8 protein-coding genes and 1 riboswitch are annotated in these 12,570 nt (G+C 34.6%); of the genes, 7 read left to right on the forward strand and 1 reads right to left on the reverse strand.

Features of this window, described 5'->3' with window-relative positions; translation table 11 throughout:
• Positions 1 to 109: 109 nt before the first annotated feature.
• Positions 110 to 760 carry a 3,4-dihydroxy-2-butanone-4-phosphate synthase gene (gene ribB, locus JGH11_RS08655; protein ID WP_201111184.1) on the reverse strand — a complete coding sequence of 217 codons (651 nt, stop codon included), beginning with the start codon at positions 758 to 760 and terminating at the stop codon, positions 110 to 112.
• Between the two features lie 127 nt (positions 761 to 887).
• Positions 888 to 1,013: riboswitch (FMN riboswitch) on the reverse strand.
• A gap of 233 nt (positions 1,014 to 1,246) precedes the next feature.
• Here ribB and JGH11_RS08660 point away from each other — a divergent pair.
• The 7 genes from JGH11_RS08660 to JGH11_RS08690 form a co-directional block, all read left to right on the forward strand.
• Complete coding sequence (locus JGH11_RS08660; protein WP_201111185.1) at positions 1,247 to 2,578, forward strand: TolC family protein; 1,332 nt, start codon at positions 1,247 to 1,249, stop codon at positions 2,576 to 2,578.
• Between the two features lie 20 nt (positions 2,579 to 2,598).
• Complete coding sequence (locus JGH11_RS08665) at positions 2,599 to 3,849, forward strand: efflux RND transporter periplasmic adaptor subunit (RefSeq protein WP_201111186.1); 1,251 nt, start codon at positions 2,599 to 2,601, stop codon at positions 3,847 to 3,849.
• Positions 3,850 to 3,856: 7 nt separating this feature from the next.
• A complete protein-coding gene (locus JGH11_RS08670; RefSeq protein WP_201111187.1) occupies positions 3,857 to 6,181 on the forward strand; it encodes an ABC transporter permease in 2,325 nt (774 codons plus the stop codon).
• Between the two features lies 1 nt (position 6,182).
• Entirely contained in the window at positions 6,183 to 8,513 is a 2,331-nt protein-coding gene (locus tag JGH11_RS08675) for an ABC transporter permease (protein ID WP_201111188.1), read from the forward strand.
• Between the two features lie 12 nt (positions 8,514 to 8,525).
• Positions 8,526 to 10,853: an ABC transporter permease gene (locus JGH11_RS08680; protein WP_201111189.1), complete on the forward strand. Its 2,328-nt coding sequence runs from the start codon at positions 8,526 to 8,528 to the stop codon at positions 10,851 to 10,853.
• 30 nt (positions 10,854 to 10,883) lie between these two features.
• A complete protein-coding gene (locus tag JGH11_RS08685) occupies positions 10,884 to 11,558 on the forward strand; it encodes an ABC transporter ATP-binding protein (RefSeq protein WP_201111190.1) in 675 nt (224 codons plus the stop codon).
• A 126-nt stretch (positions 11,559 to 11,684) separates the two neighbouring features.
• Positions 11,685 to 12,570 (forward strand): ABC transporter permease (locus JGH11_RS08690; RefSeq protein ID WP_201111191.1); only part of this gene is annotated, 886 nt, incomplete at its 3' end.

Consider the following 12,570-nt stretch of genomic DNA (forward strand, 5'->3'; position numbering starts at 1 on the left):
TTGTAAGCAACTTATAAATTAATTATATATAACGAAGCCCTTTCTATTCCAAAATAGAAGGGGCTTCGTTATAAAAGAATGCACTAACAATATTGCTCTTTTTTAATTTTCACTCTTTGAACGACTCTTCTGATATTCTGTATTTATAAATATCATCGACTGAAACAACCGACATATTATGTTTTTCCGCAAAATCGATTATTTCGGGCATTCTTGCCATAGTTCCATCTTGGTTTGTTAGCTCACATAATATAGAAGTATCTCCTAATCCGGCTAATTTTACAAGATCTATACTACCCTCTGTATGTCCCCTTCTTTCAATGACACCTTTTTCTCTTGCTATCAAAGGAAAAACATGCCCCGGATGTGCAAGATCTATCGGTTTAGCATTTTTTGAAATCGCTGTTTTTATCGTATGAACCCTGTCAGCAGCCGAAACTCCTGTCGTAACTCCTTCTTTTGCTTCTATCGATATAGTAAAAGCCGTTTGGTTTTTACTTGTATTATGGCTTACCATCGGATGTAGCTCAAGCCTTTGACTTTTGTCAGGAGTTAGGCATAAACAAACAATTCCACTACATTCTCGAATCATTAAAGCCATATCTTGAACAGTAATTGTTTCGGCAGGGAAAATTATATCACCTTCATTTTCTCTGTTTTCGTCATCAACAAGTATAATTCCTTTTCCCGATTGTAATTTACTTACTGCATTTTCGACACGTTCTTTGTAATCTGTTCCAAAATCTTTGATTGTTTTCATTTGTTTACCCTGTTTCATTAATAATTAAAATTCATACTCTAACACAGGGTAATAAAAGAAGGGGAAGTACACACATAACACCATACTGACAGGCATACGCCAATCGGTAGATAATATGTTCATTATCTTTATCCTTCTCCCATCCAGACTTTAACTGTCGGTTTTGGAGTTTCACCAAATCAATCCTTTTTTTATGAAGGAGTCGCGGACTATCACCGCCGGTAAGGAATTACACCCTGCCCTGAAGAATATCGATAGCAAAATTACATATTTTTTTCATAAAAACGATATAAAAGAAAGATTACCCTTTTTCTCTTATCAGGAGAAATAATTTATCTAAAGGTTGTGTAAAAAAAATTACAGGAAGTGTAAACTTATTTTACACTTTGTGCTTAAGATAAAACTCATAAACACATATATAACAACATCTTAATCCTTTTGGCACGAAATTAGAATAAATTATATAAAAGAAAAATATTCTCTATCATGAAGCAATTGATCTTAATTCTTATTACAATAGCAACGATTAGCAATTCACATGCTCAAGAAAAAAAGTGGACACTCAACGACTGTATACTATACGCTGTAGCCAATAGTCCCAAGACAAATAAACAAAAACAACAAAATTCAATTTATCATCAAAATTATCTCGAAGCCATTGGTGCCCTCTTACCTAATATTAACGCCAATACTTCAGCAGGATTTAATTTTGGTCGAGGGCTAGACGGAGAAACAAACACCTATATTGATGTAAATTCATTCGGTAATGATTATAACCTATCTGCCTCATTAACAATATTCGATGGATTAGCAAACTATGCTAAAGTAAAAATCGGAAGAATAAGTAAAGTACAAGGCAAGCAGCAGTTGGAGGAAGCAAAAGATATGGTAGCTTATGAAACAATGGAAGCTTATCTGAATGTACTATACTATAAAGATATGGTCGATATCGGAAAGGAGCAAGTGGATGAAAGCACAAAAAGTTTAGAACAGTTGAAACGGATGGAAGAACTCGGATTAAAAGGACTTTCCGATGTGGCTGAAGCCGAATCGAAACAGGCTGAGGACAAATATAACCTAACCCGGCAAAAGAATTTGTTGACAATCGGAACTATTCTATTGAAAGAAAAAATGAATTTCCCTATCGACGAAGAATTGAATATCCTCAGCGAGGACTACTCTAAAATGATAGATAAAATAATAGAAACTCCATTGAGCATCTACGAAGGCTCTCGGTTATTCAATCCAAAAGCACAAGCAGCCGAATCTGCTTTTACTATTCAGAAGCTAAATTATAAAGCCAGTAAAGGAAATCTTATGCCGCGTATTTCGATGGGAGCCGGAATATCCTCAAATTTCTTCCGAAATATGGATGGTTCTGACTATGCATCTTTTCAGGAACAGATAAAAAATAAAAGAGGAGAATATATAAGCTTCACCCTATCTATTCCCATCTTCAGTGGATTCTCGCGTTCAGCAAGTGTAAAAAAAGCAAAAGCACAGATGCATATGGCACAGACAGATCGTGACGATATATTAAGAAAATTATATAGTGATATCGAACAGGCTGTCGCTGACACCAACGGACAGGTAGATGAATATGAACAAGCCGTAAAACGCAAGGATGCTGCTCAAATAGCCCATAAAATAAACCAACGAAAATATGAAGAGGGAATGATTGACCCCATTATATTGCATACCAGCTCTAATAGACTAATGCAAGCTAAAGCCGAAGAATTAAATGCAAAATATAAATACCATCTCAAGCATAAACTTGTAAGCTACTATATGGGTGAACCTTTATATGTTGAAAAATAAAAAAAACACTAGATATGACAATGGATCGAAAAATAGAAAAAAAGAAAGGAATACAAAAAAAGCATATTCCATACATTGCCGGAGCGATATTGATTATACTTGTTGCCGGATGGCTGATTTTTGGGAATCATTCTTCAAAACTAAACGTAGAAAAAGATAAGATAAGCATTCAATCTGTCACCAAAGGAGAATTTAACGATTATGTACGTATAAACGGACAGGTACAACCAATCAATATAGTTCAACTTAGTGCTATTGAAGGTGGAATGGTAGAAGAAAAACTAGTAGAGGAAGGTGCGCAAGTTAAGGCCGGGCAGATAATCGTTCGATTAACCAATCCAATGCTTAGTCTTAATATACTTGACAGCGAAGCTCAACTAGCCGAAAAACAAAACTTCTTACGGAATACACAGGTTACAATGGAGCAAGAAAAGCTGAGACTAAGACAAGAAAGGTTACAGCTAGAGCTTGATGTGGATCGCAAAAAAAGAAAATATCTACAGTATAAACAATTGTATGCCGAAAAATTAACATCAAAAGAAGACTATTTGCAAGCAAAAGAAGATTATGAATTTTCTGTAAATGGGCTAAAGCTTGTTTTAGATAGACAAAAGCAGGATTCCATATACAGAGGATTACAAGTCGACCAGATGGAAGAAAGTTTGCAAAATATGCGTCGTAATATGCTCTTAGTACGTCAACGAAGCGAGAACCTAAATATCAAAGCTCCGGTAGATGGCCAGTTAGGTTTATTAGAAGTTGAAATAGGACAAAATGTGGGTACAGGTGCTAAAGTGGGCCAAATAAGTGTGCTATCCGACTACAAGGTAGAAGCGCTTATCGATGAACATTACATTGACCGAGTACGTACCGGACTAGACGCAACATTTGAGCGCCAAGACAGAAACTATGCCCTGCGTGTCAGAAAAGCATATCCCGAAGTACGTGAGAAACAGTTTAAGACAGATTTCGTTTTCGTAGGCGAACGCCCCGATAATATTCGCGCCGGTCAGACCTACTACATCAACCTACAACTTGGACAACCTATCGAAGCTGTACTAATACCAAGAGGAGCTTTTTATCAATACACCGGAGGTCAATGGATATTTGTAATTACATCCGACGGAAGTAAAGCCGTAAGAAGAAATATTACAATAGGTCGCCAAAATCCTATGTACTATGAAGTAACTAGTGGATTAGAACCCGGAGAAAAAGTTATCACATCTAGCTACGACAACTATGGAGAAATACAAGAATTAATCTTAAACTAAAATTACTATGAATTTGAGCGATATATTTAAAAGTTTCAAGCGTTCTCGTCTGTTTATGGTTATCAACGTCTGTGGGCTTACTATAGGACTTGCTGTTGCTATTATGTTAATATTATTTGTTCAGACTGAACTGAGTTTCGATAAGCATTTTAAAGATAGTGACAGAATTATTAGCCTGAATACAGTTATGGAACTTGAGGGACAGAAAAACCAAATGCCGATCTGTACCAATAAAGCGACGACAGAAGTCCCAGCTAAGGTTCCTGGTATAGAGGCTTCTACACAAATATATAAAGGAGGAAAAATAGAAGTAGTTCACGAAAAAGAACGCTTTCTCGATTTGGCAGCCCTATATACCAAACCAAGTTTTTTTGATGTCTTTGATATGAAATTTGTAGAAGGAAGTAAAACTGCTTTATCTGCCCCCCATACAGCAATTATCACATCTAAATATGCAAAAATTATCTTTGGAAAAACAGAACAAGCTTTAACTAAAAAGATATCTATCAATAACCTTGAATATACAATTCTTGCTGTTGTAGAGGAACTACCAAAAAATACCCATTTCACATTTGACATTTTACTAGAAGATGATACCAATTATCCTTCCATCGAATATTTTACTTTCTATAAAATAGCTAAAGAAATGTCTGTTGACGATGTTTCTAAATCAATAGAAAAAGAATATACAAAAGAAGTTAAAGCTTTTTTAGAAGGCTTTTCCGGAAATGCATATGGTGTGACAGAAAAACTTACCGACATCTATCTACACACAAAATCGGTTAGTACTCTAGGGAAAAAAAGTCAAATGAGCTTTGTATGGCTATTATCTCTGGTGGCTATACTCATACTACTATTGGCTATAACAAACTTCGTAAATCTATTTATAGCACAAGGGGAAACCAGAAGTGTTGAAATTGGTGTAAGAAAGGCAAATGGAGCTGAAAAGAAAGACATTATAAAACAATTTTTTTCTGAGATAGCTATTATCGTTTTACTCGCTTTCATCTTAGCCTTTGTTATCATATCTTTTATTTTACCTTATTTTGCAAAATTAATAAAAAGAGACATTGAATTATCTCAACTACTAAATCCTACATTTCTCGTTAGCATAATTATACTATACATCCTAACAATTATACTATCCGCCAGCTATCCTTCATTTTATCTGGCTAAATTCAATCCTCTCGACATTTTAGCAAAAAGGCTACAGTTCTCGAAACGCAGACTTGCAGCGGTTATAGTTATATTTCAATCTGTTGTATCTATCGTATTGCTATCATATATTTTTGTGGTAACACAACAAACAATCTATTTACAAAGCCTACCTACAGGCTATAATCCAAAAGGAGTAATGATGGTTTATCTCAACAAAAAATCTTTTGATAATCTTAGCGCCATCAAGCAAGAATTGCAAAATATACCAAGTATAATTGGCGTAAGTACAGCAGGACACACATTTGGAAGAAGTGGTAGCGGACAAGGCATAAAATTATTAGGAGACGAAAAGACACTAAATATCAACGAATACCGAATGGAGCCCGGCATATGCGAAATAATGGGATTAGAATTGATAGAAGGTAAATTCTTTTCCGAAGATGACCCTAAGAATAAGGAATCGATCATACTAAACGAAGCTGCAATACAGATGCTAGGACTAAGCCTTCCTGTTGTAGGTACCACAGTAGATTATAAAGGACAAAATGAAATAATAGGTGTTGTTAAGAATTTTATATATGGACAACCTCAGGATGAAATAGCCCCTATTGTTTTTAGCAGTGCTTGGGGAACTAGATCGGCTCTTTATATAAAGTTTAATGACAACCTTAATAGAAATGAGGCTAAAGATATAGTAGAAAAAGTATTTAGAAAAATCGACTCTGAGTTTATATTATCGCCTACGTGGAGTGAAGATGTATATAATGATAAGTTTGATGATCTTAAAACTCAGTCTAAAATTTTATCTTATGCCGCTATATTATCCATATTTATCTCTATGCTTGGCTTACTGGCTATCCATACATTTACTACTGCTCGCCGCACAAAAGAAATCGCGATAAGGAGAGTAAATGGAGCAAGTGTACAAGCTATATTTATAACACTTTCTATCAATATTTTTAAATGGATTTCCATTGCTGCCGCTATAGCAATACCTATAATATATTATATTTCGTCCAATTGGCTAAATAATTACACAAATCGAATTTCACTGGAAATAGGTTTGTTTGCAGGCCCTATTCTATTACAGTTTATAATCGCTATAATTACAACTTCAGGAGTAAGCCTTAATGTTCTATCAAAAAACCCTGTCGAATCATTAAAGTCTGAATAATATGAAATTCATCTTACGAAATTTTATTTACGTTCTTAAACGTTTCAAGACTTCCAGTATATTAAATATTATTGGGTTGTCAGCTGCGTTTTCTGTATTCATAACTTTAGCTATACAAGTATATTATGATTTTAGTTATGATAGGAACTTTAAAAATGCAGATGATATATATCTGATGTCTTATTACTATCCATCTAGAGATCAGGCTGCTTGCTGGCTCTCAACTCAGGTAGGAGATGAATTGCCTACAAAAACGACATTAGTAGAGAGTTATACAACAATCCAAAAAGGAGGGTTAAAAATATACGATAAGGATTCTGATCCGGAAACTGCAATTGACGAACAGCTAACTTCTGTAAGAGGAAACTTTATAGATATTTTCACTCCCACTGTTGTGGAGGGAGATTTAGCCGCAGGAATTGCAGAAGGAAATAATCTGGCTATTTCCGAAAAAGTAGCGAAAAAGCTTTTTGGAGAGAAATCTGCTATAGGAAAAACTGTAATAGGATACTATAATCAAACACCCTATACAATTCGTGCAGTAATAGAAGATTTTCCCGAAAACTGTTCTCTGAAGAATGGCTTATTTATGTATTTGCCAGAGAATTCACCATCGGAATGGAGTTTTAATCTTTATATGAAGGTAAATTCGGAAAACAAAGTGAAATTTGATAATTTCTTAAAGAGTGACACCTATTGGGGACAAGAGTTTGCCAAAGAGATGGAAGGTGATCCTGCAAAAAAAGTAATAGCTTCAGCTATTCCATTAACTAGTATCCATCTTGAGTTTCCGACGATGGGTAATGGCGACCTAAATACAACTTTAGCGTTATTAGGTATTGGGGTTCTCACTTTAATTATTGCCTATATAAATTTCATGAACTTTTCGGTTGCCATGGCACCTGCCAGAGTCAAAGCCTTAAATATCCAGCATATATTAGGTGCAGGAAAGATATGGCAACGCATAATCATAGCAACAGAATCTGCGGTATTTACGTTCATCGCATTGCTACTCGCTATATTATTTGTCAGCTTTATAAAGAGTAGCCCTATCTATGAATTGTTTTCAGCCGATTTATCTTTGAGAAGTAATGGTACACTACTGCTTATAGTGAGTGGTATAGCTATTTTATTCAGTTTTCTGCTAGGACTATACCCGGCAAAATATATTACCAACTTTAGCACCATAGATGCTCTTAAAGGAACCAGTACAAACAGTGTTGCGGCATCAAAATTGCGTTCAGTATTAATTACTATCCAATTTACTGCTGCTATTATTCTAATTATAGTTACCGCTTTTATTAAAATCCAACACAACTACATGTTGAATTATTCGTGGGGGATACAAAAAGATAATATAGCTTTTATTAATTTACGAAACACAGGAGTAAAATATAAAGAGTTTGGAGAGAAAATGCTCCAAGATCCCCGTATAATTGATTATACAGCTGCACAATTTTCCCCCGGCAATGTACAAATGGGCTGGGGACGGAATTGGCTGGGAAAACAAGTAAATTTAATGTCATGGCCGGTAGCAGATAATTATCTGCAATTTTTTGGAGCAACAATGGCAGCCGGAGATGATTTCCCTGTATTAAATAACCCTGAAAAAGTGAAAATAATTTTTAACGAAGAATTTCTTCTTGAGCATAGTTTTACACCTGACGATGTTATAGGAAAAGAATTTCCGGCATTTGAGCATGAAGCACAAGTGATGGGAGTTGTTAAGAATATCAATTTTGAAAGTCTAAAAATGTCTATTCGTCCAATGGCTTTTGTTACATTAGGAGATAGCAGGAACTCTTTATTATTCTTAAAACTATCCGGATCTGATATTAAAGGAACTATCAATTACATAGAAAAAACATGGAAAAATTTTAGCAAAGAGCCTTTGAAGCTGGAATTCTTAGATCAAAACTTAGAAAAATTATACCGTAACGAAAATAATCTTGCAAAACTTGTAGGAATCTTCAGTATCATTACAATTCTGATCGCCATTATGGGTGTATACGGCTTAGTAACATTCAATACAAAATATAGAGCCAAAGAAATTGCCATAAGAAAGGTAAACGGAGCTTCTGAAAGTTCAATAATGTTCCTCATCAACAAAAACGTACTATATCAGTTAGCTATAGGATTTGTGATTGCGATTCCATTGGCTTACTATATTGTAGACAAGTGGCTCGATAATTTTGCTTACCGTTCAAATATACATTGGTGGGTATTTCCTATAACAGGAGTTATTGTGCTTATTATAACAATTGCTACCGTTAGTTGGCAAAGTTATAAAGCCGCAATACAAAACCCTGTTGATTCATTAAAATCAGAATAAAAATTATTAATTATGATTACCAGAAACCTCAGAACCTATTTTAAGTTCTTGTCTAAAAACAAGCTCTATAGCTTTGTTTCTATCTTTGGGTTTTCTATATCACTTATGTTTGTCATATTGTTGAGCCTATATGCAAGACAAGAAATGTCTGTTGATAATTTTCATGAGAAAAAAGACCGAATATATTTAATGACTCATGAATATACTGCTAGCTTTGGGAATCCGGTTGCACAGTTTGTCAAAGATAAGTGTCCGGAAGTCGAAGCATATGTGCGGATTTTGTCTCGATCTGTGGCTGTGGGCAAAAAGGGAAGCGATAAATTCAGATCTACAGCTTTATTTGCCGACTCTACATTTTTCAATATCTTTTCTTTCAGGCTTATCGAAGGTAACTCGTCGCAAGTATTAGCTTCGCAACAGTCCATTGTTGTCACTCCTTCTTTTGCAAAAAAAGTATTTGGCAGTGATAATCCTATCGGCAAAACCACAACTATCGACGAACATGATTATACTGTAACGGGTATTATGGAAGAAATTCCGCAAAACTCACAAATTCCGCAATGCGACTTTATCCTGCCTTATTCGAATATTATATATTATTGGGGGGGAAGTTGGATACTCGACAGTAGCGACAATTTTGGCTTTACAATGTATTTCTTAGAAAAAGAAGGCACTAAGCTATCTGATAAAATACCAATGCTGCTAGGGCTATTCAAAGAAAACTTTTGGTATTATAAAAATGGTTTTACGGACAAACTTGAGTTTATTCCTCTAGAAGATGTTTATTTCACACTGAAAGGATCATGGTCTCTCGATATCAAAACAAACAGTAAAAATCTTATCAAGATTTATATCGGTATTGCTGTCTTGATACTTATTATTGCCACTCTCAATTATATAAACATGACTGTTGCTCAATCCGGATTTAGGGGAAAGGAAGCTGCCATAAAAAAACTGTTGGGAAGCAGTAAGAAAAGTATCGTATTACAGCTACTGGGGGAATCATTATTTATGACTCTTATAACTTTTGGAATCGGCTTGATCTTAGCATTTCTGAGTGAACCATTTTTCAATAATGTATTAACAACTAAATTGGAATTAGCACAACAATTTACACTTCCTATTATTTCTCTATTTTTCCTGCTAATTTTACTTATAACATTCATTGCTGGTCTGATTCCGGCACTAGTAATTTCAGGATTTAGCCCATTAGAAGTAGTTAAAGGTACATTTTCGAAAAAAGTTAAAACCACATATTCAAAAAGTCTCATTATATTTCAATATATTGTTGCAATAGCGCTATTAATCTGTAGTTTCTTTATCTGGCAACAATCAAACTTTTTGGTCAATCATGAAATGGGATATAATCAGGATCGTATTTTGATCATTAATAATGTACTGGATACTACACAAACGATAGGCTTCAAAAACAAATTACTCTCAATTGCAGGAATAGAAAAAGTATCTTATGCATGTGGAACTCCTATCGATGGTGGAAATAATATGTCTTTTGAAAAAGATGGTCAACAGTATAGTTTCCAAGAATTAATTGTAGACTCTGATTTTTTCTCAATTTTTGGAGTAACCATAGAAGAGACCGGGATACCAGCGACTGACAAAACGTTCTGGATAAACAGAAACGCATTCAATTCGCCCCTAACCAACAAAAATGATATGACCATCGATTTAGGACATAACAATATTGTATCTATAGCCGGAATATTAAACGATATGCACTTCCGATCATTGTATCAAAACGTAGAATATTACCGAATACGCAAGTTGACTAACAATATATTTCCTTGGCATATCGTAATCAAGATAGAAGATAACTCCGATATGTTTGCTATTGCCAACAGGATACAGGAAGAGTACTCGAAATACAATGGTGGAGAAATAACAGATGCTAGTTTTGTGAATAATACTATTCAGAAGTGGTATGAAAGAGAACAAAAGCTGTCTCTAATCCTTACAGCCTTCACGTTGCTAACCATTATAATCTGCATAATGGGAGTATTTGCAATGTCGATGTATATGATCAAGCAAAAAGAAAAAGAGATAGGAATACGAAAAGTAAATGGTGCTACTGAGATGGAGATTCTTTTAATGTTGAATAGAAGTTCTATGGTACGAGTTCTCATCGCTTTTGTTATAGCAAACCCTATCGCTTATTATGCAATATCTAAATGGCTACAGGATTTTTCGTACCGGATAGACATTAATTGGTGGACATTCGCACTAGCCGGTATTATCATTGCCCTCCTCACTCTTATATCAGTAAGCTATATGACGTGGAAAGCTGCAACAGCCAATCCTATTACAATATTGAAAAATGAATAAAAAAAATATTAACAAAAAAAATTACGAACTATGTTACAGATTAATAATTTAACAAAAGTATTTCGCACCGAAGAAATAGAAACAGTAGCATTAAATGGAATAGACATCAATGTGAAACAGGGTGAATTTATTGCTATTATGGGACCTTCGGGATGTGGAAAATCAACCTTACTGAATATAGTAGGACTACTCGACAACCCAACTTCCGGACAATATCTTCTTGATGGAAAAGAAGTAGGCAACCTGAAAGAAAAAGAACGGACACAGACTAGAAAAGGAAATATTGGATTCATATTCCAGAGTTTCAACCTTATCGAAGAAATGACCGTATATGAAAATGTAGAACTACCATTAGTTTATCTGAATATCAAATCGTCGGAGCGTAAGCAACGTGTAGAAGAAGCTTTAAAGAAAATGAATATTAGCCACCGTTCGGGACACTTTCCAAATCAACTTTCGGGAGGTCAGCAACAACGTGTTGCTATTGCGCGTGCAGTTGTAGCCAATCCTAAATTGATTCTTGCCGATGAGCCTACAGGTAACCTAGATTCTAAAAATGGATTAGATGTAATGGACCTGTTGACTAAGTTGAACCAAGATGGAGCTACAATAGTAATGGTGACTCACTCTCAGCACGATGCTTCGTTTGCTCATAAAATAATTAATCTATTTGATGGTAAAGTTGTAGCTGAAACTCAACTATAAGCGGTAATTAGTGAATCATTGCAGAGTAGAGTAGTAACAATTATATGAAGTAATTTCATTGCAAAACACGGGCTGCTCTATTCTGCATATTTTAGTATTCTTATAAAACACACTAAGGTATAAATAATGAATTCGATTATAACGAACATAAATACTTATCGAAAATTCTTATCCAGAAATAAACTATATACTGCTGTTACAATCATTGGATTTGCTATATCAATTTCATTGGTTATACTAATTGCTTGTCATGTTCATCATGAGTTTTCTATGGATAATTTCCATAGCAAGAAAGATAGAATCAAGACCGTAGTATCTGAAAATTCCACTACCTTCCCCAACAAACTGGCCGACTATATAAAAGACAGGTGCCCCGAAGTAGATTACTATACAAGGGTATACACAGAGAAGCATACTATAAAACCCATAAGTGGAGAAAGTTACATTGCAAAAATAATGTTTGCTGAACATAACTTTTTCGACATGTTCGATTTTGAACTAAAAGAAGGGAATACGGAAGAAGCCCTTAGCCTGAGAAGTACTGTATTACTCTCAGAAGCCATGGCAAATAAAGAATTTGGAAAAAGAAATCCAACAGGAGAGAGTGTAATAATAGATGATATTTCTTATAAGGTTACAGGAATATTTAAGAATTTTCCTAAAAACACGCAATTCAATCAACCCGACTATATAGTAAGTTATTCGTCATTAGATAACACACGAGATGACGATATCCTAAACAGCTGGAATAACGCATCTTATAATATTTTCTTTTTAGAAAAGGAAAACACAAACTTTAAAGCGAAAGAAAAGTCTATTTTAGAAGGGCTGAAAAAAGATTATTTTTCCTACGAAAAAGGATGGAATAAAGAATTTAAGATAATTCCGTTGAAAGAACTATACTTCCACCCTATCAAATATCAATATGAAACCACAAAATCAAATAATCTGACTACTGTTATAATATACTTAGGTATTGTTTTTCTTATTCTTACTGTGGCAATACTTAATT

It is taken from the genome of Dysgonomonas sp. Marseille-P4677, from assembly GCF_016652235.1.
Classification (GTDB): domain Bacteria; phylum Bacteroidota; class Bacteroidia; order Bacteroidales; family Dysgonomonadaceae; genus Dysgonomonas.